The sequence below is a fragment of the Klebsiella sp. X13 genome (genome assembly GCF_003323835.1).
Taxonomy (GTDB): Bacteria; Pseudomonadota; Gammaproteobacteria; order Enterobacterales; family Enterobacteriaceae; genus Klebsiella; species Klebsiella ornithinolytica.
On the sequence record NZ_CP030874.1, the window covers coordinates 4,354,751 to 4,377,957 of the forward strand.

At 54.9% G+C, this 23,207-nt stretch carries 17 protein-coding genes, 3 tRNA genes and 3 rRNA genes; 8 read left to right on the plus strand and 15 right to left on the minus strand.

The window, feature by feature from the left end; genetic code table 11:
- Positions 1-129: 129 nt before the first annotated feature.
- The 7 genes from DSD31_RS20745 to gmhB form a co-directional block, all read right to left on the minus strand.
- Positions 130-206: transfer RNA gene (locus tag DSD31_RS20745), tRNA-Asp, on the minus strand.
- A gap of 54 nt (positions 207-260) precedes the next feature.
- Positions 261-376: ribosomal RNA gene (gene rrf, locus DSD31_RS20750) — 5S ribosomal RNA — on the minus strand.
- Positions 377-467: 91 nt separating this feature from the next.
- Positions 468-3,373 (minus strand): 23S ribosomal RNA (locus tag DSD31_RS20755).
- Between the two features lie 207 nt (positions 3,374-3,580).
- Positions 3,581-3,656: transfer RNA gene (locus DSD31_RS20760), tRNA-Ala, on the minus strand.
- A gap of 111 nt (positions 3,657-3,767) precedes the next feature.
- Positions 3,768-3,844, minus strand: a tRNA-Ile gene (locus DSD31_RS20765).
- A 71-nt stretch (positions 3,845-3,915) separates the two neighbouring features.
- Positions 3,916-5,455, minus strand: a 16S ribosomal RNA gene (locus tag DSD31_RS20770).
- Together the 16S, 23S and 5S rRNA genes with 3 tRNA genes alongside form the textbook arrangement of a ribosomal RNA operon.
- 357 nt (positions 5,456-5,812) lie before the next feature.
- Positions 5,813-6,379 (minus strand): D-glycero-beta-D-manno-heptose 1,7-bisphosphate 7-phosphatase, encoded by a 567-nt coding sequence (gene gmhB, locus DSD31_RS20780; protein ID WP_004858176.1) that lies wholly within the window; start codon positions 6,377-6,379, stop codon positions 5,813-5,815.
- Between the two features lie 188 nt (positions 6,380-6,567).
- On the opposite strand from gmhB, the gene metN reads away from it, so the two are divergent.
- The 6 genes from metN to proS all read left to right on the plus strand — a co-directional run bounded on the left by metN (position 6,568) and on the right by proS (position 12,196).
- Positions 6,568-7,599: a methionine ABC transporter ATP-binding protein MetN gene (metN, locus tag DSD31_RS20785; RefSeq protein ID WP_004858173.1), complete on the plus strand. Its 1,032-nt coding sequence runs from the start codon at positions 6,568-6,570 to the stop codon at positions 7,597-7,599.
- Complete coding sequence (locus DSD31_RS20790; RefSeq protein WP_004858171.1) at positions 7,592-8,245, plus strand: methionine ABC transporter permease MetI; 654 nt, start codon at positions 7,592-7,594, stop codon at positions 8,243-8,245. Before metN ends, DSD31_RS20790 begins: the two co-directional genes overlap by 8 nt.
- Before the next feature lie 84 nt (positions 8,246-8,329).
- Positions 8,330-9,145, plus strand: a complete 816-nt coding sequence (locus DSD31_RS20795) for a MetQ/NlpA family lipoprotein (protein WP_004858169.1) — start codon at positions 8,330-8,332, stop codon at positions 9,143-9,145.
- A 108-nt stretch (positions 9,146-9,253) separates the two neighbouring features.
- Positions 9,254-9,661: an Rcs stress response system protein RcsF gene (gene rcsF, locus DSD31_RS20800; protein ID WP_004858168.1), complete on the plus strand. Its 408-nt coding sequence runs from the start codon at positions 9,254-9,256 to the stop codon at positions 9,659-9,661.
- Entirely contained in the window at positions 9,658-10,365 is a 708-nt protein-coding gene (tsaA, locus tag DSD31_RS20805) for a tRNA (N6-threonylcarbamoyladenosine(37)-N6)-methyltransferase TrmO (RefSeq protein ID WP_004858166.1), read from the plus strand. The genes rcsF and tsaA overlap by 4 nt, the downstream gene beginning before the upstream one ends.
- Positions 10,366-10,477: 112 nt before the next feature.
- Entirely contained in the window at positions 10,478-12,196 is a 1,719-nt protein-coding gene (gene proS / locus DSD31_RS20810) for a proline--tRNA ligase (protein WP_004858164.1), read from the plus strand.
- 103 nt (positions 12,197-12,299) lie between these two features.
- Here the strand turns inward: proS and nlpE are convergent, their stop codons facing one another.
- From nlpE to DSD31_RS20825, 3 genes are read right to left on the minus strand one after another with little or no spacing between them, the layout of a single operon-like run.
- Positions 12,300-12,998 carry an envelope stress response activation lipoprotein NlpE gene (gene nlpE, locus DSD31_RS20815; RefSeq protein ID WP_004858161.1) on the minus strand — a complete coding sequence of 233 codons (699 nt, stop codon included), beginning with the start codon at positions 12,996-12,998 and terminating at the stop codon, positions 12,300-12,302.
- A gap of 42 nt (positions 12,999-13,040) precedes the next feature.
- Positions 13,041-13,454 carry an alternative ribosome rescue aminoacyl-tRNA hydrolase ArfB gene (arfB, locus tag DSD31_RS20820; protein WP_004858159.1) on the minus strand — a complete coding sequence of 138 codons (414 nt, stop codon included), beginning with the start codon at positions 13,452-13,454 and terminating at the stop codon, positions 13,041-13,043.
- The gene (locus DSD31_RS20825; protein ID WP_004858157.1) at positions 13,451-13,996 is read right to left on the minus strand and encodes a YaeQ family protein; all 546 of its coding nucleotides are present in this window, start codon (positions 13,994-13,996) and stop codon (positions 13,451-13,453) included. The genes arfB and DSD31_RS20825 overlap by 4 nt, the downstream gene beginning before the upstream one ends.
- A gap of 196 nt (positions 13,997-14,192) precedes the next feature.
- Between DSD31_RS20825 and DSD31_RS20830 the strand changes: the two genes are divergently transcribed.
- Together DSD31_RS20830 and rof are read left to right on the plus strand one after the other, a co-directional pair.
- Positions 14,193-14,393 (plus strand): YaeP family protein, encoded by a 201-nt coding sequence (locus DSD31_RS20830; RefSeq protein ID WP_004858155.1) that lies wholly within the window; start codon positions 14,193-14,195, stop codon positions 14,391-14,393.
- Complete coding sequence (gene rof, locus DSD31_RS20835; RefSeq protein ID WP_004858152.1) at positions 14,380-14,640, plus strand: Rho-binding antiterminator; 261 nt, start codon at positions 14,380-14,382, stop codon at positions 14,638-14,640. Before DSD31_RS20830 ends, rof begins: the two co-directional genes overlap by 14 nt.
- A gap of 15 nt (positions 14,641-14,655) precedes the next feature.
- Here the strand turns inward: rof and tilS are convergent, their stop codons facing one another.
- The 5 genes from tilS to dnaE form a co-directional block, all read right to left on the minus strand.
- On the minus strand, positions 14,656-15,957 hold the full coding sequence (tilS, locus tag DSD31_RS20840; RefSeq protein ID WP_069476566.1) for a tRNA lysidine(34) synthetase TilS: 1,302 nt from the start codon (positions 15,955-15,957) through the stop codon (positions 14,656-14,658).
- Between the two features lie 66 nt (positions 15,958-16,023).
- Complete coding sequence (locus DSD31_RS20845; RefSeq protein ID WP_004858147.1) at positions 16,024-16,413, minus strand: VOC family protein; 390 nt, start codon at positions 16,411-16,413, stop codon at positions 16,024-16,026.
- A gap of 42 nt (positions 16,414-16,455) precedes the next feature.
- Positions 16,456-18,612 (minus strand): lysine decarboxylase LdcC, encoded by a 2,157-nt coding sequence (locus tag DSD31_RS20850; RefSeq protein WP_004858145.1) that lies wholly within the window; start codon positions 18,610-18,612, stop codon positions 16,456-16,458.
- A 113-nt stretch (positions 18,613-18,725) separates the two neighbouring features.
- Entirely contained in the window at positions 18,726-19,685 is a 960-nt protein-coding gene (accA, locus tag DSD31_RS20855) for an acetyl-CoA carboxylase carboxyl transferase subunit alpha (RefSeq protein WP_015585101.1), read from the minus strand.
- A gap of 12 nt (positions 19,686-19,697) precedes the next feature.
- Positions 19,698-23,180, minus strand: coding sequence for a DNA polymerase III subunit alpha (gene dnaE / locus DSD31_RS20860; RefSeq protein WP_075808883.1), 3,483 nt, complete (start codon positions 23,178-23,180; stop codon positions 19,698-19,700).
- Positions 23,181-23,207: the final 27 nt, after the last annotated feature.

The following is a 23,207-nucleotide window of genomic DNA, read 5'->3' on the forward strand; positions in this document are numbered from 1 at the left end:
AGAATGATTATGACTGAGGCGATAGAGGGGAAAAAGATCGATAAATGCAGAGGATTTTTGCTGAAACAGCAACAATAGTACGACGGAAAAAGAAAAAGCCCTGAGCAAATGCTCAGGGCTTTTAATAAGTGGCGGAACGGACGGGACTCGAACCCGCGACCCCCTGCGTGACAGGCAGGTATTCTAACCGACTGAACTACCGCTCCACCGAATTTTTCTACAACTACTGATTTTTACATCAGTTTACTGCGTAATTTGATGCCTGGCAGTTCCCTACTCTCACATGGGGAGACCCCACACTACCATCGGCGCTACGGCGTTTCACTTCTGAGTTCGGCATGGGGTCAGGTGGGACCACCGCGCTATCGCCGCCAGGCAAATTCTGTTTCACCCCACATTTCTGCGTGATGATGAATCTGTAATCAAGCTGAACATTCGTCTCTTCGCCAAAACAGCTTCGGCGTTGTAAGGTTAAGCCTCACGGTTCATTAGTATCGGTTAGCTCAACGTATCGCTACGCTTACACACCCGACCTATCAACGTCGTCGTCTTCAACGTTCCTTCAGGACTCTCAAGGAGTCAGGGAGAACTCATCTCGGGGCAAGTTTCGTGCTTAGATGCTTTCAGCACTTATCTTTTCCGCATTTAGCTACCGGGCAATGCCATTGGCATGACAACCCGAACACCAGTGATGCGTCCACTCCGGTCCTCTCGTACTAGGAGCAGCCCCCCTCAATTCTCCAGCGCCCACGGCAGATAGGGACCGAACTGTCTCACGACGTTCTAAACCCAGCTCGCGTACCACTTTAAATGGCGAACAGCCATACCCTTGGGACCTACTTCAGCCCCAGGATGTGATGAGCCGACATCGAGGTGCCAAACACCGCCGTCGATATGAACTCTTGGGCGGTATCAGCCTGTTATCCCCGGAGTACCTTTTATCCGTTGAGCGATGGCCCTTCCATTCAGAACCACCGGATCACTATGACCTGCTTTCGCACCTGCTCGCGCCGTCACGCTCGCAGTCAAGCTAGCTTATGCCATTGCACTAACCTCCTGATGTCCGACCAGGATTAGCTAACCTTCGTGCTCCTCCGTTACTCTTTGGGAGGAGACCGCCCCAGTCAAACTACCCACCAGACACTGTCCGCAACCCGGATCACGGGTCTACGTTAGAACATCAAACATTAAAGGGTGGTATTTCAAGGTTGGCTCCACGCAGACTGGCGTCCACGCTTCAAAGCCTCCCACCTATCCTACACATCAAGGCTCAATGTTCAGTGTCAAGCTATAGTAAAGGTTCACGGGGTCTTTCCGTCTTGCCGCGGGTACACTGCATCTTCACAGCGAGTTCAATTTCACTGAGTCTCGGGTGGAGACAGCCTGGCCATCATTACGCCATTCGTGCAGGTCGGAACTTACCCGACAAGGAATTTCGCTACCTTAGGACCGTTATAGTTACGGCCGCCGTTTACCGGGGCTTCGATCAAGAGCTTCTCCTTACGGATAACCCCATCAATTAACCTTCCGGCACCGGGCAGGCGTCACACCGTATACGTCCACTTTCGTGTTTGCACAGTGCTGTGTTTTTAATAAACAGTTGCAGCCAGCTGGTATCTTCGACTGATTTCAGCTCCACGAGCAAGTCGCTTCACCTACCATCAGCGTGCCTTCTCCCGAAGTTACGGCACCATTTTGCCTAGTTCCTTCACCCGAGTTCTCTCAAGCGCCTTGGTATTCTCTACCTGACCACCTGTGTCGGTTTGGGGTACGATTCGTTGTTACCTGATGCTTAGAGGCTTTTCCTGGAAGCAGGGCATTTGTTACTTCAGCACCGTAGTGCCTCGTCATCACACCTCAGCGTTAACAGAAGTCCGGATTTACCTAAACTTCCCGCCTACATGCTTAAACCGGGACAACCGTCGCCCGGCTAACATAGCCTTCTCCGTCCCCCCTTCGCAGTAACACCGAGTACAGGAATATTAACCTGTTTCCCATCGACTACGCCTTTCGGCCTCGCCTTAGGGGTCGACTCACCCTGCCCCGATTAACGTTGGACAGGAACCCTTGGTCTTCCGGCGAGCGGGCTTTTCACCCGCTTTATCGTTACTTATGTCAGCATTCGCACTTCTGATACCTCCAGCAACCCTCACAGGCCACCTTCAACGGCTTACAGAACGCTCCCCTACCCAACAACACATAGTGTCGCTGCCGCAGCTTCGGTGCATGGTTTAGCCCCGTTACATCTTCCGCGCAGGCCGACTCGACCAGTGAGCTATTACGCTTTCTTTAAATGATGGCTGCTTCTAAGCCAACATCCTGGCTGTCTGTGCCTTCCCACATCGTTTCCCACTTAACCATGACTTTGGGACCTTAGCTGGCGGTCTGGGTTGTTTCCCTCTTCACGACGGACGTTAGCACCCGCCGTGTGTCTCCCGTGATAACATTCTTCGGTATTCGTAGTTTGCATCGGGTTGGTAAGTCGGGATGACCCCCTAGCCGAAACAGTGCTCTACCCCCGAAGATGAATTCACGAGGCGCTACCTAAATAGCTTTCGGGGAGAACCAGCTATCTCCCGGTTTGATTGGCCTTTCACCCCCAGCCACAAGTCATCCGCTAATTTTTCAACATTAGTCGGTTCGGTCCTCCAGTTAGTGTTACCCAACCTTCAACCTGCCCATGGCTAGATCACCGGGTTTCGGGTCTATACCCTGCAACTTAACGCCCAGTTAAGACTCGGTTTCCCTGCGGCTCCCCTATACGGTTAACCTTGCTACAGAATATAAGTCGCTGACCCATTATACAAAAGGTACGCAGTCACCTAACAAGTAGGCTCCCACTGCTTGTACGTACACGGTTTCAGGTTCTTTTTCACTCCCCTCGCCGGGGTTCTTTTCGCCTTTCCCTCACGGTACTGGTTCACTATCGGTCAGTCAGGAGTATTTAGCCTTGGAGGATGGTCCCCCCATATTCAGACAGGATACCACGTGTCCCGCCCTACTCTTCGAGTTCACAACGTGTGCATTTTAGTGTACGGGGCTATCACCCTGTACCGCCGGACTTTCCAGACCGTTCCACTAACACACGCGCTGATTCAGACTCTGGGCTCCTCCCCGTTCGCTCGCCGCTACTGGGGGAATCTCGGTTGATTTCTTTTCCTCGGGGTACTTAGATGTTTCAGTTCCCCCGGTTCGCTTCGTTAAGCTATGTATTCACTTAACGATAGTGTGTCGAAACACACTGGGTTTCCCCATTCGGAAATCGCCGGTTATAACGGTTCATATCACCTTACCGACGCTTATCGCAGATTAGCACGTCCTTCATCGCCTCTGACTGCCAGGGCATCCACCGTGTACGCTTAGTCGCTTAACCTCACAACCCGAAGCTGTTTCGTAAAACAGTCCGCGTTGCGAAAATTTGAGAGACTCGAACACACCGCTTTTTCCTCTCTTATTACGGAGAAAGGAAACAGTGTGTCGTTTCAATTTTCAGCTTGATCCAGATTTTTAAAGAGCAAAACTTCGCAGTATACCTTTTCAGGTACACTCTGAAGTTTTCTTGTTGTGCAGCAGTAAAGGATGGTGGAGCTATGCGGGATCGAACCGCAGACCTCCTGCGTGCAAGGCAGGCGCTCTCCCAGCTGAGCTATAGCCCCATCGTAATGCTAAATCTCTTGTACCGGTAATTCAGACTGAGACAAGGCGTGGAAGGACGAAGCATACTGAAGTATGCGAGTCGTTTCACAACGCAGTATTCAGGATGAATTTGGTAGGCCTGAGTGGACTTGAACCACCGACCTCACCCTTATCAGGGGTGCGCTCTAACCACCTGAGCTACAAGCCTGCAGAGATTTTTTACTGCTTATTTTTCATCAGACAATCTGTGTGAGCACTACAAAGGCAGGTTCTTTCAGGTAAGGAGGTGATCCAACCGCAGGTTCCCCTACGGTTACCTTGTTACGACTTCACCCCAGTCATGAATCACAAAGTGGTAAGCGCCCTCCCGAAGGTTAAGCTACCTACTTCTTTTGCAACCCACTCCCATGGTGTGACGGGCGGTGTGTACAAGGCCCGGGAACGTATTCACCGTAGCATTCTGATCTACGATTACTAGCGATTCCGACTTCATGGAGTCGAGTTGCAGACTCCAATCCGGACTACGACATACTTTATGAGGTCCGCTTGCTCTCGCGAGGTCGCTTCTCTTTGTATATGCCATTGTAGCACGTGTGTAGCCCTACTCGTAAGGGCCATGATGACTTGACGTCATCCCCACCTTCCTCCAGTTTATCACTGGCAGTCTCCTTTGAGTTCCCGGCCGAACCGCTGGCAACAAAGGATAAGGGTTGCGCTCGTTGCGGGACTTAACCCAACATTTCACAACACGAGCTGACGACAGCCATGCAGCACCTGTCTCAGAGTTCCCGAAGGCACCAAAGCATCTCTGCTAAGTTCTCTGGATGTCAAGAGTAGGTAAGGTTCTTCGCGTTGCATCGAATTAAACCACATGCTCCACCGCTTGTGCGGGCCCCCGTCAATTCATTTGAGTTTTAACCTTGCGGCCGTACTCCCCAGGCGGTCGACTTAACGCGTTAGCTCCGGAAGCCACTCCTCAAGGGAACAACCTCCAAGTCGACATCGTTTACAGCGTGGACTACCAGGGTATCTAATCCTGTTTGCTCCCCACGCTTTCGCACCTGAGCGTCAGTCTTTGTCCAGGGGGCCGCCTTCGCCACCGGTATTCCTCCAGATCTCTACGCATTTCACCGCTACACCTGGAATTCTACCCCCCTCTACAAGACTCAAGCCTGCCAGTTTCAAATGCAGTTCCCAGGTTGAGCCCGGGGATTTCACATCTGACTTAACAGACCGCCTGCGTGCGCTTTACGCCCAGTAATTCCGATTAACGCTTGCACCCTCCGTATTACCGCGGCTGCTGGCACGGAGTTAGCCGGTGCTTCTTCTGCGAGTAACGTCAATCACTAAGGTTATTAACCTTAATGCCTTCCTCCTCGCTGAAAGTACTTTACAACCCGAAGGCCTTCTTCATACACGCGGCATGGCTGCATCAGGCTTGCGCCCATTGTGCAATATTCCCCACTGCTGCCTCCCGTAGGAGTCTGGACCGTGTCTCAGTTCCAGTGTGGCTGGTCATCCTCTCAGACCAGCTAGGGATCGTCGCCTAGGTGAGCCATTACCCCACCTACTAGCTAATCCCATCTGGGCACATCTGATGGCATGAGGCCCGAAGGTCCCCCACTTTGGTCTTGCGACGTTATGCGGTATTAGCTACCGTTTCCAGTAGTTATCCCCCTCCATCAGGCAGTTTCCCAGACATTACTCACCCGTCCGCCGCTCGTCACCCGAGAGCAAGCTCTCTGTGCTACCGCTCGACTTGCATGTGTTAGGCCTGCCGCCAGCGTTCAATCTGAGCCATGATCAAACTCTTCAATTTAAGTTTGATGCTCGTGAATTAAACTTCGTAATGAATTACGTATGTTCACTCAGAGACTTGGTATTCATTTTTCGTCCGAGGACGTTAAGAATCCATGTCACTTTGAGTGCCCACACAGATTGTCTGATAAATTGTTAAAGAGCAGTGCGACGGCGCTGAGCGCTCTGTCGCGAGGTGGCGTATATTACGCTTTCCTCTTTCAGAGTCAACCTCATTTTTCAGAAGTTTTCTCTTTCAACCCGGCGGCTTGTTTGCCGTTGTTCCGTGTCGATGGAGGCGCATTATAGGGAGCCGAACGGGAATGACAAGCGGAAAAATACATTTTTATTTCAACCGCTCATCTTTTGTACTTAACGCCTATTTTTGCTGCTTTTTGATGGCTTCCGGCAGGTCTGCCAGGCTATTCAGCACCCAGTCTGCGGCATTTTCCGCTTCCGGCGTGACCGGCTTACCGGTACGAACCAGGACTTTAGTCCCAATAGATGCGGCGGCGGCGGCCTGCATATCTTCCACTTTATCGCCAACCATATAAGAAGCAGCCATATCTATATGAAGATAGTCGCGCGCCGAGATCAGCATCCCCGGGTGCGGCTTACGGCAATCACAGGTCTGACGGAACTCTTCAACCGTCCCCTGCGGGTGGTGCGGGCAGTAATAGATACCGTCCAGGTCGATACCGCGATCGGCCAGAGACCAGTCCATCCATTCGGTCAGCGTTTCAAACTGCGCTTCCGTGAACTTACCGCGCGCGATGCCGGATTGATTGGTGACCACCACCAGGGCGAATCCCATCTCCTTTAACTGACGCATCGCGTCAATGACGCCATCGATAAATTCAAAGTTGTCGATTTCGTGGACATAGCCATGATCGACATTAATCGTGCCGTCACGGTCGAGAAAAATTGCGGGTACTGACTTTGCCACCGGTTTGCTCCTGATAAAGGCTAGTCTGATTAGTATCGCATGTTTCTGCAGGCAAGAAAGTGCTCATTATACAGAGGCTGATTGATTTAGACGTCTGGATGCCTTAACATCCATTTCATTGACAGGCATCGCCTGGACACGGCAGAAGAAAATGCCACGGCAAACGGCTAAACGATAATAAATAACTGATGATTAAACTTTCGAATATCACCAAAGTGTTCCTGCAGGGGAATCGCACCATACAGGCTCTGGACAATGTCAGCCTGCATGTCCCTGCCGGACAAATTTATGGCGTGATCGGTGCATCCGGCGCCGGTAAAAGCACGCTGATTCGCTGCGTTAACCTACTGGAACGTCCGACCGAAGGCAGTGTCCTGGTTGACGGTCAGGAGCTGACCGCGCTGTCTGAAAAAGAGCTGACCCGCGCACGTCGCCAGATTGGCATGATTTTCCAGCACTTTAACCTGCTGGCCTCGCGCACCGTCTTCGGCAACGTAGCGCTCCCTCTGGAGCTGGATAATACCCCACAGGCGGAAATTAAGCGCCGCGTGACCGAACTGCTGGATCTGGTCGGTCTTGCCGATAAACATGACAGTTACCCGGCAAACCTCTCCGGCGGTCAGAAACAGCGTGTGGCTATTGCTCGCGCGCTGGCAAGCAACCCGAAGGTACTGCTGTGTGACGAAGCCACCAGCGCCCTGGACCCGGCAACCACGCGCTCCATTCTGGAACTGCTGAAAGATATCAACCGTCGCCTGGGCCTGACGATTCTGCTGATTACCCACGAGATGGATGTCGTCAAACGCATCTGTGATTGCGTCGCGGTTATCAGCAATGGCCAGTTGATCGAACAGGATACGGTGAGTGAAGTCTTCTCTCATCCGAAAACTCCGCTGGCCCAGCAGTTTATTCAATCCACGCTGCATCTGGATATTCCGGAAGACTACCAGGCTCGCCTGAAGCCGACCGCGCTACCCGATAGCGTTCCTATGCTGCGCATGGAGTTCACCGGCCATTCCGTCGACGCTCCGCTGCTCTCTGAAACCGCCCGCCGCTTTAATGTGAATAACAACATTATTAGCGCGCAGATGGATTACGCCGGCGGCGTGAAGTTCGGCATTATGCTGACCGAGATGCACGGCACGCAGGAAGATACCCAGGCGGCCATCGCCTGGTTGCAGGAACACCATGTAAAAGTAGAGGTACTGGGATATGTCTGAGGCAATGATTTGGCTGCTGTTGCGCGGCGTGTGGGAAACGCTGGCCATGACGTTCGTCTCCGGCTTTTTCGGTTTCGTCATCGGCCTGCCGGTGGGGGTGCTGCTGTACGTCACCCGCCCGGGACAGATTGTTGCCAACGCAAAACTGTACCGGACGCTGTCCGCGCTGGTTAACATTTTCCGTTCCATCCCTTTCATTATCCTGCTGGTGTGGATGATTCCGTTTACTCGCGTGATTGTCGGTACGTCCATTGGGCTGCAGGCCGCCATTGTGCCGCTGACGGTTGGCGCGGCGCCGTTTATCGCCCGTATGGTGGAAAATGCGCTGCTGGAAATTCCGACCGGGCTTATCGAGGCATCCCGTGCGATGGGCGCCACGCCGATGCAGATCGTGCGTAAGGTGCTGCTGCCTGAAGCACTGCCGGGTCTGGTAAACGCTGCAACCATCACCCTCATTACGCTGGTCGGCTACTCCGCGATGGGCGGGGCGGTAGGTGCCGGCGGTCTGGGGCAGATTGGCTATCAGTACGGCTATATCGGCTACAACGCGACGGTAATGAATACCGTGCTGGTATTACTGGTTATTCTGGTTTATTTAATCCAATTCTCTGGCGATCGTATCGTCCGGGCTGTAACTCACAAATAACATTATCTACACCTCCTCATTCGGGTCGTCTCCGTGCGGCCCAATGACTCGTGTACACACAGACTCTGACAGAAAGGAAATAACATGGCCTTTAATTTCAAAACCTTTGCGGCAGTCGGCGCATTAATCGGTTCTCTGGCTCTGGTGGGTTGTGGCCAGGATGAAAAAGATCCGAACCATATTAAAGTCGGCGTCATCGTTGGTGCCGAGCAGCAGGTTGCCGAAGTGGCACAAAAAGTGGCGAAAGAGAAATACGGTCTCGACGTTGAGCTGGTGACCTTCAACGATTACGTTCTGCCGAACGAAGCATTGAGCAAAGGCGATATCGACGTTAACGCCTTCCAGCATAAACCGTACCTCGATCAGCAAATTAAAGACCGTGGCTACAAACTGGTTGCCGTGGGCAACTCCTTTGTCTATCCGATTGCCGGTTATTCCAAAAAAATCAAATCACTGGATGAGCTACAGCCGGGCTCCCAGATTGCCATTCCTAACGATCCGACCAACCTCGGTCGTTCCCTGCTGCTGCTGCAACAGGTGGGCCTGATCAAACTGAAAGAAGGCGTTGGTCTGCTGCCGACTTCCCTGGATATCATTGAAAACCCGAAAAACCTGAAGATTGTTGAGCTGGAAGCACCGCAGCTGCCGCGCTCCCTCGACGATGCACAGATTGCGCTGGCGGTTATCAACACCACCTACGCCAGCCAGATCGGCCTGACTCCGGCCAAAGATGGTATTTTCGTAGAAGGTAAGGATTCTCCGTACGTGAACCTGATTGTTGCTCGCGAAGACAACAAAGATGCGGAAAATGTTAAGAAATTTGTTCAGGCTTACCAGAGCGATGAAGTTTACGAAGCCGCTAACAAAATCTTTAACGGCGGTGCAGTGAAAGGCTGGTAATCTCTTTTCACCGTAATATCATTCAGGACGGGCTTTATGCCCGTCTTGTCATTTATGCAAGCACCTGATTCAATAGCGCCCTGTTTGATCATTTATTGAGGAAATACTATGCGTGCTTTACCGGTCTGTTTGTTAGCACTCATGTTAAGCGGCTGTTCTATGCTAAGCAGATCTCCCGTCGAACCTGTACAAAGCACCGCAACCGCACCGGCCAAAACGGAGCCTGCCAAACCGAAAGCAGTACGTCCGGCGCCGGTAAGAATTTATACCGATGCCTCCGCACTGGTCGGGAAGCCATTCCGCGATCTTGGTGAAGTGACCGGCGAATCATGCCAGGCCAGCAATCAGGACTCGCCGCCCAATATCCCAACCGCCCGCAAGCGCCTGCAAATCAACGCAGCTAAAATGAAAGCCAACGCGGTCCTTCTGCACAGCTGTGAAGTCACCAGCGGCACACCAGGATGCTATCGCCAGGCCGTTTGCCTGGGTTCAGCGCTTAACGTCTCGGCGCAATGAGTGCTTTTCAGTTTGCGCAGATAGGCGTTATCCGCTCGCCATATAAAGAAAAATTTGCCGTCCCGCGCCAGCCAGGCCTGGTCAAACATGGCGGCGGCGAATTGCATCTGCTGCCACCTTATAACCAGGCTGATGCCGTCCGCGGCCTGGAAGCATTCAGTCATCTGTGGGTGCTGTTTGTTTTCCATCAGACGATGGAAGGCGGCTGGCGCCCCACCGTGCGCCCTCCCCGCCTCGGCGGCAACGCGCGCATGGGCGTGTTCGCCACGCGTTCAACGTTTCGCCCGAATCCCATCGGGATGTCGCTGGTTGAACTGAAAGGCGTTCGCTGTCATAAAGATCAGGTCATCCTTCAGCTTGGCAGTCTGGATCTGGTTGACGGTACGCCGGTCGTCGATATCAAGCCTTACCTGCCGTTTGCCGAAGCCCTGCCGGATGCCAGCGCCAGCTACGCCCAGCAGGCGCCGCAGGCGGAGATGACGGTCAGCTTTACCCCTGAAACGCAGGCGCAGCTCTTCGCCCTGGAAAAGCGCTATCCGCACCTTAAAGCGTTTATCTGCGAGGTGCTGGCGCAGGATCCGCGGCCGGCCTATCGTAAAGAGGAAGAAGCGGGAAAAACCTATGCCGTCTGGCTGCTCGATTTTAACGTACGCTGGCGCGTGATTCCGTCCGGTTTTGAAGTCTTTTCCCTTGAACCGCGCTAATTTTATTTTCCTCTCTTTTGGCATCTTTGCCACACTGGTAAACTAAACCACTTTTTTTGTTTCAGGCTGGTCCCCCAGCCTGTTCCGATCGTCCAAATGGAACCGTAACAACATGCGTACTAGCCAATACCTGCTCTCCACTCAAAAGGAGACACCTGCCGACGCCGAAGTCATCAGCCATCAGTTGATGCTGCGCGCCGGGATGATCCGCAAGCTGGCCTCCGGGTTGTATACCTGGCTGCCGACCGGCCTGCGCGTCCTGAAAAAAGTCGAAAACATCGTGCGTGAGGAGATGAACAACGCCGGTGCCATCGAGGTGTCCATGCCGGTAGTTCAGCCAGCGGACCTGTGGCAGGAGAGCGGTCGCTGGGAGCAGTATGGGCCGGAACTGCTGCGTTTTGTTGATCGTGGCGAACGTCCGTTTGTTCTCGGTCCGACGCATGAAGAGGTCATTACCGACCTGATCCGTAACGAGCTGAACTCTTATAAGCAGCTGCCGCTGAACTTCTTCCAGATTCAGACCAAGTTCCGTGACGAAGTTCGCCCGCGCTTTGGCGTAATGCGTTCTCGTGAGTTCCTGATGAAAGATGCCTACTCTTTCCATACCTCTCAGGAATCGCTGCAAGAGACCTACGATGCGATGTATGCCGCCTACAGCAAAATCTTCACCCGCATGGGTCTTGATTTCCGCGCGGTACAGGCTGACACCGGCTCAATCGGCGGTAGCGCGTCTCATGAGTTCCAGGTTCTGGCGCAGAGCGGCGAAGATGACGTGATCTTCTCTGACAGCTCTGACTTCGCGGCCAACATTGAGTTTGCTGAAGCCGTTGCGCCGAAAGCGCCGCGTGCGGCGGCAACTCAGGAGATGACCCTGGTCGATACGCCGAATGCGAAAACCATCGCTGAGCTGGTCGAGCAGTTCAACCTGCCGGTTGAGAAGACCGTCAAAACGCTGCTGGTTAAAGCCGTTGAAGGTAGCAGCTACCCGCTGGTTGCCCTGCTGGTGCGCGGCGACCACGAGCTGAACGAAGTGAAAGCAGAAAAACTGGCGCAGGTTGCCAGCCCGCTGACCTTCGCCACTGAAGCAGAAATTCGCGCTATCGTTAACGCAGGTCCGGGTTCTCTGGGACCGGTGAATATGCCGATTCCGGTGGTTATCGACCGTACCGTGGCGGCAATGAGCGATTTCGCTGCCGGCGCCAATATCGATGGTAAACACTACTTCGGCATTAACTGGGATCGCGATGTGGCGACCCCGGAAGTCGCCGATATCCGTAACGTTGTCGCCGGCGATCCGAGCCCGGATGGTCAGGGTACGCTGCTGATTAAACGTGGCATCGAAGTGGGTCACATCTTCCAGCTGGGAACCAAGTACTCCCAGGCGATGAACGCTTCGGTACAAGGTGAAGACGGCCGTAACCAGGTGCTGACGATGGGCTGCTACGGCATCGGGGTAACCCGCGTGGTGGCTGCGGCCATTGAGCAGAACCATGACGACCGCGGTATTATCTGGCCAGACGCGATTGCGCCTTTCCAGGTCGCCATCCTGCCGATGAACATGCACAAATCCTACCGCGTGCAGGAGCTGGCTGAGAAGCTGTATAGCGAGCTGCGCGCCCAGGGTATCGAAGTGCTGATGGATGACCGTAAAGAGCGTCCGGGCGTGATGTTTGCCGATATGGAGCTGATTGGTATTCCGCATACCATCGTGCTCGGCGATCGCAACCTCGACAATGACGATATCGAATATAAATATCGTCGCAACGGCGAGAAGCAGCTGATCAAAACCGGCGATATCGTGAATTACCTGGTTAACGCAATCAAAGGCTGAACCCACCGCTAAACGTAAAAAGGCCCCGCAGATGCGGGGCCTTTTTTATGTTGGCAACCAGGTTCGCCGCGGCCTTTGTTTGCCGCGTTCGCGAGAAAACGGCTTACTGGCTACAGTCTTTGCCCGGCACGAATTTAATATCTTTATCCGCCATCAGCGTTTTCACCATCTCCCCGCTATCGGGGTTGGCTTCCAGCGTAAAGTGCCCTTCTACCACCAGCAGCACCGGGCGCGTTTGCGTCCCGCGAGCGGCGGCATAATCGCGCTCAAGCTGGGCATTATTAGCCACCGCGATCCGCTTACCGGTCGCGCAGTCGGTGAAGGTGGCCGCATCCGCCATATAGAAATACATCCCGCGCATGGTCATCGGCGTCGTCGGCAGACTGGCTTTAACCGATTTCAGGGTGTAGTTGAGCGTTGACTCAATGGGGTTACCTTCCCGATCGAGCATTTCCAGGGTTTCCCCCTTCGCGCGATAGTAGGACTTCTCACCTTTGCTGTCGGTCAGGACCAGCTTATCGGCGGTCCGCGCCCAGGTCCCGTACGAGGCGAACGATGACGGCTCACGGCTGACGCCCTGGTAACGTTCGTTCATTACCCAGCTGCCATCCTTTTCGAGGAACAGCGAGGTTTCAATCCCTTCACAATCGGCGCAGGGCAAAATACCACGCCAGCTTTGCTGCATCGGCTTCAGTTCTTCCATCGGCGCCGGCTGTAACATCTCGACATCCGAACGATGGTTGCAGCCAAATAGCGCAAAGAGCGAACACGCTACGGCAACAGAGAGTACGATTTTCTTCACTGTTAATTCCTTATAATCCATTCCACCCGTTCGCCATGCCGCCTACTGACGAACTTTCCCACGCAGTGCTTTGACAGAGGACTTTTGCGCCTTCGAGGCAAGACGACGCTCTTTTGACGCCCGGGTCGGCCGGGTCTCACGGCGACTTTTTTGCACTGCGGTTAATTCTTTTATTAACGCAACCAGACGGGAAATGGCCGCTTCACGATTCATTTCCTGGCTGCGATATTCCTGAGCCTTAATGATAACCACACCATCGGCAGAAATTAAGTGGTGACTGGCAGCCAGCAATCGTTCTTTATAATACTCAGGCAGGCTGGATGCTTTTATGTCAAAGCGCAGATGGATGGCGGTAGACGCTTTATTCACGTGCTGACCGCCCGCGCCCTGCGCGCGTATCCCGGACAACGTTATCTCTTCATCCGGAATAACCACGCTGCGGCTAATCGTAATCATGCCGACGGCTGCCACGCCGTTAAATGAATTTCCAGATTATTCTTAGCGTCAGATAGCCAGATTCCGCCGTCCTGTAAAGTGGCCTGTAGCACCATTGAACGATCGGCAAAAGCGCTAAGCCGGGCGAGCTGCTCATCATCCAGATACCAGACCGTCAGTTTGCTAAACTGCGCCATTTTGCTCTTGTTCTGCTGCCACCAGATTTCCGCTGCCCGGCTATTGTAGGCAAACAACACCACCTCCTGCGCCCGTGAACACGCTTTTTTAATCCGCCGCTCATCCGGCAAACCAAGCTCAATCCACAGGTCAACGCCGAGATGATCGTTGAGCAGCCACAGCTCCGCCTCATCATCAGACGAGAGACCACGGGTAAACTGCAGACGTTCGTCGGCGTATTTTATCCACGCCAGCAGGCGTAGCATCATGCGCTCCTGGGTTTCCGACGGATGCTGAGCCAGCGTCAGGCTGGCATCCAGAAACTGGTTGCGATCGAGATCGGCAACGTTCACCGTAGCCTTATAAATTGTCGCTTTCAGCGCCATGAATACTCTCCTGAAATAAATGGCGTACATTGTAGCGAAACTGGCGACAAAAGGCTGCCGGCAATCGGCGGCTCTCTTTTCATCCTGCTGATATTGCTTAAATGACTATGGTATAGTCACCTTGCTAAACAGAGTGTATCTTCGTAGGCTTAAACTTGCATCCCACGGTTGAGTCAGAATACTGACAGGAGGGCATGTGGACCAATATTGTGAGTTAATACGCAAGCGGTATGCGGAAATAGCCAGCGGAGACCTAGGGTATATTCCAGATGCGCTGGGTTGCGTGTTGAAAGTATTGAATGAAATTGCGGCGGATGAGGCCCTTTCGGAGTCAGTCAGGGAAAAAGCCGCCTGTGCGGCAGCAAACTTACTGGTGAGCGATTATGTCAATGAATGATACTTATCAACCCATCAACTGTGATGATTATGACAACCTCGAACTTGCCTGCCAGCATCATCTGGTGCTTGTCCTGACGCTCAAAGATGGTGAGCAGCTGCAAGCGAAGGCGAGCGATCTTATCTCGCGCAAAAATATCGAGTATCTGGTGGTGGAACTGAGCGGAAACATTCGCGAGCTACGCCTGGATAAAATCGCCAGCTTCAGCCACCCGGAAATCGGTACCGTGGTGGTAAGCGAGTCCTGAATAAAAACGGGTGGCTCAGCCGCCCGTTTTCCTCCATATCATCTCTACCCCTTCGCCTTCCCGCGCTTCCCCTTCGCAGGTTACGAACAGCGAATCCGCCGCCGCAATCAGCGTCTCACCGTAGAACAGCAGCGGTGTGGTATCGCGGCGCCAGGGGGCAACGCCCAGCTCCTGCCAGATTTTCTTCAGCTTGCGGCCGCCGTGACGGCCGACAATATGCAGATTTCCGCTGGCGCGAAAGCGCACCGTCACCGGCTCTTCACCACGCGGGGCGCGTAACGGTCCGCCTGACCGCAGCGTCAGTTCGCCCAGACCTTCCGGCAGCCGTAGCGGTCGCCGGTAGTCCGGCCACGGTAGCACCACATCCGTCTGGCCAGGTTGATATCTGACCCACCACAGCCGCTGCTGATAACGACGCACGGAAAAATCGCCAAGTCGCAGGCAGGGAAAAGCATCCTCCCGCGCCAGCGCGACTTCGCGCCAGATACGCTCCGGCATCTCGCGCGAGGGCATCGGCGCAGAGTGCCCGGCCAGCCAGCGCCGCAGCAGCGCAGCGCGGCGCGGCGCGCTCATGGACGCCAGCGCGTCGATAGCTAACGAACCGTCATCCGCCACCAGTTTTGCCAAATCTTCCGCCAGCAGTTCATCCAGCAGCTGCTCCTGTTCGCCGCACAGGCTGGCGCTACGGGCAACCGCCTCGGAAAAATGGGGCCAGCGCGCGTTAAGCTGCGGAACAACGCGCAGACGGAGGAAGTTACGATCGTAGGTATCATCCTGATTGCTCTCGTCCTCAATCCAGCTAAGCTGATGAGCCAGCGCCCACTGGTGCAGCGTTTCACGACGGGTATTCAGCAGAGGGCGCAGCAGTCGCGTAGCGGCAAACCCCGAGGATGCCGCCATCGCCGCCAGCCCGGTTGGGCCGCTGCCGCGTTTGAGCGCCAACAGGAAGGTTTCACACTGATCGTCGAGGTGCTGAGCCGTCACCAGGGCTTCTCCCGGCTGCAGCGCCATCCGGAAAGCCTGGTAGCGAGCCTGCCGTGCGTGCGCCTCCACGCCCAGGCCATCATCCGCGAGAGTAACGCGCTCGACCACCAGCGGAACCTGCCAGTGCTGGCAAACCTGCAGGCAGTGCGTAACCCAGCTATCGGCATTCGCGCTCAGGCCATGGTGAATATGGATGGCCCGCAGCTGCAGCGTCGGGTCCCGTTCACGCCAGCAGACCAGCTGATGTAAAAGCACCGTCGAATCCAGACCACCGCTGAAGGCGACCAAAAACTGACGATAGGGGTGTAGGGTTTGCGCAATATCGGGCGTCATCATCTTGATAGTGTCGCTGGGGAGATAGCCCGGCACATTATCGGGCCGGGCGCGCTCTGGCAAGGGTTACTGCTGATAAATCTCCAGCGGCAGGCCGTCGGGATCGTTAAAAAAGGTGAAGCGTTTGCCGGTAAAAGGATCGATGCGAATCCCCTCACAGGCCACGCCATGCGCTTCCAGATGGGCCACCGCCGCGTCAATATCATCGACGCTAAAGGCCAGGTGGCGCAGCCCACAGGCTTCGGGACGGCTCGGACGGGCGGGAGGAAACGGGAAAGAGAACAGTTCGATGACATACTCGCCATTCAATGCCAGATCGCCCTTCCACGAATCGCGCTCTTCACGATAAAACTCGCTCTGCAACGTAAAGCCCAGAATATCGCAGTAAAAGGCTTTGCTCTGCGCATAATTGGTCGCGATGATAGCAATATGGTGAACCCGTTTTAAACCCAGCATGTCTACTCCTCCAGTTAATGCCATCCAGGTTACTCGCGCCGCTTAGCGCGGCGCAAGCAGTGAGTCATTTTTTAAGACTCGTACCCGGTAGACGCCGTCGTCATCGCGCTTCGCCCCGTGGATATCCGTTTCAAAGCCCGGATAATGGCGCCCAATCGAGCACAGCATCAGCAGGAAATCGAGCACCGCCCGGCTCTCTTCGGTAATCATCTCTCCGGGCATCAACAGCGGTACGCCCGGCGGGTACGGCAGAATCATATTAGCCGAAATGCGCCCGACCAGATTTTCCAGCTCAATGGTTTCGACTTCACCTTTGATTTGCCGCTGCCAGGCCTGATGCGGCGTCATTTTCATTTCCGGCAGCACGTCAAACGCGCTCAGCATCAGCTGCGACAACTGGTGCTGGCGGATCAGGCGATGGATCCCCTGCGCCAGATCCTGAATACGCATATTGCGATAAAAATCGGGATCTTCCGCGTAGAGATCCGGCAGCATGTTCTTCACTCGCAGGTTGAGATCGTAGGCGCGCTTAAACTCGGTTAAGCCACGTAACAACCCCATCGCCCGGGTTTTATCAATACCAATACTGAACAGGAACAGCAGGTTGTAGGGACCCGTTTTCTCCACTACCACGCCGCGCTCATCGAGGAATTTCGCCACCAGCGCCGCCGGGATCCCCTCATCGTCCATATTGCCCTGTTCATCCATTCCCGGCGTCAGGATCGTCACCTTCACCGGGTCGAGGAACATATGGTTATCGTCAGCATCTTTAAAACCGTGCCAGTTCTCACCGCCTGCCACCGGCCAGCACTGCACCTGCTCGATATCCTCCGGCTGCCAGATATCAAAGAACCAGCCGTCAGTCTCTTCGCGCAGACGCTGGACCTCTTTGCGGAAATCCAGCGCTCGCTCAATGGAGCGTTGGATCAAACGCTTGCCAGAATTGCCGCGCAGCATGGCCGCCGCGGTTTCTATCGAAGCAACGATCGGATAGCTCGGCGACGTCGAGGTGTGCATCATAAACGCTTCATTAAAGGTCTCTTCGTCGTAGCTGCCTTTAATGTGGATAAGCGAGGCCTGCGACAGCGCGGCCAGCATTTTGTGCGTTGATTGTGTTTCGAAGACGACCTTACCCGGAATGCGATCGCCGCTCATCCCGCTTTTCCCCTGGTAGATCGGATGGAAATGAGTGTAAGGCACCCAGGCCGAGTCAAAATGGATCGAGGGCACATCGAGCGTCTCTTTGATCCAGGTGGTGTTATACAGCAGCCCGTCATAGGTGGAGTTGGTAATCACCGCATGTACCGGCCACCCGGCGCCACCCGTGGTATTAACCTTCTGCTGAATGCTGTCGCGGGTAAATTCGCGTTTCGGTATGCCGCCCAAAATACCCAGCGCGTTACGCGTCGGTTTCAGCCACAACGGCACGACATCGCTCATCATCAGCAGGTGCGCCAGTGACTTATGGCAGTTACGGTCAATCAGCAGCGTGCTGCCCGCCGGTGCCGAATACATGCCGACAATTTTGTTCGACGTCGAGGTGCCGTTCGTCACCATGTAGCTCTGCTCGGCACCAAAGGCACGGGCGATATACTCCTCGGCTTCGAGATGCGGGCCGGTGTGATCGAGGAGCGACCCCAGCTCGGTGACCGAAATCGACACGTCGGCTTTCAGCGTATTGCCACCGAAAAAGTCATAAAACAGGCAGCCAACCGGGCTTTTCTGGTACGCGCTTCCCCCCATATGCCCCGGCGTACAGAAGGTATATTTTCCCTCCTGCACATAGTTGAACAGGGCTTTGGTAAACGGCGGGGTAATGTTATCCAGGTATTCGCGCGTGTACTGGGCGATTCGGGTGGCGATCTCTTCTGCCAGGCCAAGCGCGTATTCAAAGAACCACAGCGTCATACGCAGATCCTGGCTGCTGACATCCATCGTCGAATGCGCGTTGATGAAGGCGTATAGCGGGAGATACTCATTCAGCTGATTGATATCGCTGCACAGATCGGCGTTGTACTCATCCCAGTCAAAGATGACCCCGCAGATCCGCGGATTATGTTCGATAAACTGCAGCAGGTCGGCGCTGTTTTGCGGCCAGATAGTCTGAAAGCCTTGCCGTTGCAGGGCCGCTTCCAGCTCTTTGATCGGTTCGTCTTTGTGGTAGACGCCGTGGGGCCCCATGATGGCGATGATATTCACGCTTTCCTCCTGGAATTGACCTGAGTCAGGCATCATATCAATCGCGCTGGCGTATCGCACATAAAAAAGGGGCCGGAAAGTCCGGCCCCAGGCAATATTGACGCGAGAAATAATCAGGCGTAGCCGTAGCTCATCAGACGCTGGTAGCGACGATTTAACAGCTCCTCTTCACTCAGCGTGTCGAGGTCAGCCAGATCCGCCAGCAGCTGCGCCTTCAGGCTTGCCGCAATGGCTTCCGGGTTGCGATGAGCGCCGCCCAGAGGTTCCGGGATAATTGAGTCAATCAGCTTCAGCTCTTTCAGACGCGGAGCGATGATCCCCATTGCTTCGGCCGCCAGCGGGGCTTTATCCGCGCTTTTCCACAGAATGGAGGCGCAGCCTTCCGGCGAAATGACCGAGTAGGTGCTGTACTGCAGCATGTTGACCTTGTCGCCAACGCCGATCGCCAGCGCGCCGCCGGAACCACCTTCCCCGATAACGGTACAGATGACCGGAACGCTCAGACGCGACATTTCGCGCAGGTTACGGGCAATCGCCTCAGACTGGCCGCGCTCTTCCGCGCCCACGCCCGGATACGCACCCGGAGTGTCGATAAAGGTGATGATCGGCATTTTGAAACGCTCAGCCATCTCCATCAGGCGCAGCGCTTTACGATAGCCTTCCGGCGCCGGCATCCCGAAGTTGCGGCGAATCTTCTCTTTCGTTTCGCGCCCTTTCTGGTGGCCGATAATCATCACCGGACGCCCGTCCAGACGCGCAATACCGCCAACAATGGCTTTATCGTCAGCGTAAGCGCGGTCGCCAGCCAGTTCGTCAAATTCGTCGAATGCCAGGCGAACATAATCCAGGGTGTACGGGCGACGTGGGTGGCGTGCCAGTTGAGCAACCTGCCATGCACCCAGATCGGCGAAGATTTTACGCGTCAGTTCAACGCTTTTTTCGCGCAGACGATGCACTTCTTCGTCGATGTTAATATCGAGTTTCTCATCCTGACGGCTTACCGCAGTCAGGGAATCGATTTTCGCTTCCAGCTCTGCAATCGGCTGTTCAAAATCAAGGAAATTCAGACTCATAGTATTCCTGTATTAGTCAAACTCCAGTTCCACCTGCTCCGAGCCGATAAGGCTACGCAGATCGTTGAGTAAACGATCGCTCGGAGAGACGCGCCATGTTGCGCCAAAACGCAGCCGCGCGCGCGCATCCGCCCTCTGATAATAGAGGTGTACTGGAATGGTTCCCGAACGGTGGGGTTCCAGAGACTGACGGAGTCGGTTTAAAAGCTGGTCATCAATTTGCCTGTCCGTCAGCGAGATAGCAAGCCCGCGAGCATATTTTTCCCGGGCTTCGTCAATGTCCATGACTTCACGGGCGGTCATTTTAAGCCCCCCGCTGAAGTCATCAAAGCTGACCTGTCCGCTGACGATAAGTATGCGGTCTTTTTCCAGCAATTGCTGATATTTATCCAGCGCGTCGGTAAATAACATCACCTCCAGACGCCCGGAACGGTCATCCAACGTACAGATACCGATACGATTGCCGCGCTTGGTGACCATTACCCGCGCAGCAATAACGAGCCCCGCCGCCGTGGTGACTTTACCACGATCGGTCGGATGCATGTCTTTGAGTCTCACGCCGCCAACATAGCGCTCAATCTCTTTCAAATACTGGTTGATAGGATGGCCCGTCAGGTACAGCCCCAGGGTCTCCCTTTCACCATCCAGCACCACCTGCTCCGGCCACGGCTGGCAGTTGGCATAGGATTGCTCGATTTGCTCCGGCTCTTCCGCCAGCACCCCGAACATATCCGCCTGGCCAATCGCTTCGGCTTTCGCATGCTGATCGGCGGCCTTCAGCGCATCGCCCAGCGAATTCATTAATGCCGCGCGATGCGGCCCGAGACGGTCAAACGCCCCGGACATAATCAGTTTTTCCAGCACCCGGCGGTTCAGCTTTTTGGTATCGGTGCGGGCGCAAAGATCGAACAACTCGCGGAAATAACCACCGTTGTTACGCGCTTCAATAATGGCTTCGATCGGGCCTTCGCCGACCCCTTTAATCGCGCCGATACCATAGACGATTTCACCGTCGTCATTCACGTGGAAATGGTACAGACCGGAGTTAATATCCGGCGGCAGGATTTTCAGGCCCATCCGCCAGCACTCGTCGACCAGCCCCACCACTTTTTCGGTGTTATCCATATCCGCGGTCATCACCGCCGCCATAAACTCGGCCGGATAGTGCGCTTTCAGCCACAGCGTCTGGTAGGAGACCAGTGCATAGGCTGCCGAGTGCGATTTGTTAAATCCGTAGCCGGCGAATTTCTCCACCAGGTCAAAGATTTTGATCGCCAGCTCGCCGTCAATGCCGTTTTTCCTGGCCCCTTCTTCAAAGGTACCGCGCTGCTTGGCCATCTCTTCCGGCTTTTTCTTACCCATCGCACGACGCAGCATATCCGCGCCGCCGAGGGTATAGCCTGAGAGCTCCTGGGCAATCTGCATGACCTGTTCCTGATACAGGATAATGCCATACGTCGGCTCAAGCACCGGTTTCAGACACTCATGCTGCCACTGCACGTCCGGGTAAGAGATCTCTTCGCGGCCGTGTTTACGGTCGATAAAGTTATCTACCATCCCCGATTGCAGCGGCCCCGGACGGAACAGGGCCACCAGCGCGATCATATCTTCGAAGCAGTCGGGCTGCAGGCGTTTAATCAGATCTTTCATGCCGCGCGATTCAAGCTGGAAAACCGCGGTGGTTTCCGAGCGTTGCAGCATATCGAAGCTTTTCTTATCGTCCAGCGGGATCGCCGCGATATCCAGCGGCGGCTCGCCGTGTTTCGCCCGCCGCTTGTTGATCATCTCCAGCGCCCAGTTGATGATGGTCAGCGTACGCAGGCCAAGGAAGTCGAACTTCACCAGCCCGGCGTATTCGACGTCGTTCTTATCAAACTGGGTGACCGGATGGAGACCGGCTTCATCGCAATATAGCGGGGCGAAGTCGGTAATTTTGGTCGGGGCGATAACCACGCCCCCCGCATGCTTACCGGCGTTACGCGTGACGCCTTCCAGCTTACGCGCCATGTCGATCAGCGCTCTGACCTCTTCGTCAGCTTCGTAGATCTCCGGCAGCTGCGGCTCGGCCTCAAACGCTTTCGCCAGCGTCATACCCGGGTCGGGCGGCACCAGTTTTGAGATCCGATCCACGAACCCGTACGGGTGGCCGAGCACGCGGCCCACGTCACGAATAACCGCTTTCGCTGCCATCGTACCAAAGGTGATGATCTGCGATACCGCGTCGCGACCGTACATCTCCGCCACGTGCTCGATAACCTGATCGCGCTTCTCCATGCAGAAGTCGACGTCAAAGTCGGGCATCGATACACGTTCAGGGTTCAGGAAACGTTCAAACAGCAGATCGAATTCCAGCGGATCCAGATCGGTGATTTTTAAGGCGTAGGCGACTAACGACCCGGCGCCGGAACCACGTCCCGGCCCTACCGGTACGCCGTTATCCTTGGACCACTGGATAAACTCCATGACGATCAGGAAGTAGCCGGGGAAGCCCATCTGGTTAATTACCTGAAGTTCGATATCCAGTCGTTCATCGTATTCAGGTCGGCGTTTAAGCCGCTCTTCAGGATCAGGGAACAGGAAAGCCAGACGCTCTTCCAGGCCCTCTTTTGATTTTTTAACCAGATAATCTTCCGTCGTCATATCCCCGGTCGGGAACTGCGGCAGGAAGTATTCGCCAAGACGCACGGTAACGTTGCAGCGCTTGGCGATTTCGACGGTATTTTCCAGCGCCTCCGGAATATCGGAGAACAGCTCGCACATTTCATCTTCGCTGCGCATATATTGCTGCGGCGAGTATTTGCGCGGGCGCTTCGGATCGTCCAGGGTAAAGCCGTCATGGATCGCGACGCGGATCTCATGCGCATCGAAATCACCGGTTTCCAGGAAACGCACATCGTTGGTCGCCACGACCGGTAAACCGCGTTCTTCAGCCAGCTGCACGGCGGCGTGTAAATAGGCCTCTTCATCAGCGCGGCCGGTGCGGATCAGCTCCAGATAGTAGCGATCCGGGAAATGCTGCTGGTAGAAAGAGAGACATTGATCGACCAGCGCCATATTGCCACGCGTCAGGCTGACGCCAACATCGCCTTTACGCGCGCCGGAAAGCAGGATCAGCCCTTCCTGATGTTCGGCCAGCCAGTCCCGGTCAATCCACGGCCCCAGCGCGCCATAGCCGCGTTGATAGGCACGTGAAATCAGCAGCGTCAGGTTTTGATAACCCACATTGTTGGCCGCCAGAACCGTGAGTTCGGTGAACTCATCGCCCATCAGTTCGCTCTGGACGTGAAAATCCGCGCCGACGATAGGCTTCAGGCCTGCGCCATGTCCCGCTCCGTAGAACTTCACCAGTCCGCACAGGTTAGTAAAATCGGTGATCGCCAGCGCAGGCATGCCAAGCGAGGCCGCCTTTTTCACCAGCGGCCCGGTTTTTGCCAGCCCATCGATCATGGAATAGTCGCTATGCACCCGCAGGTGGACGAAACGTGGTTCAGACATCTTCAGATTCCGGTTTACTTATTTCTC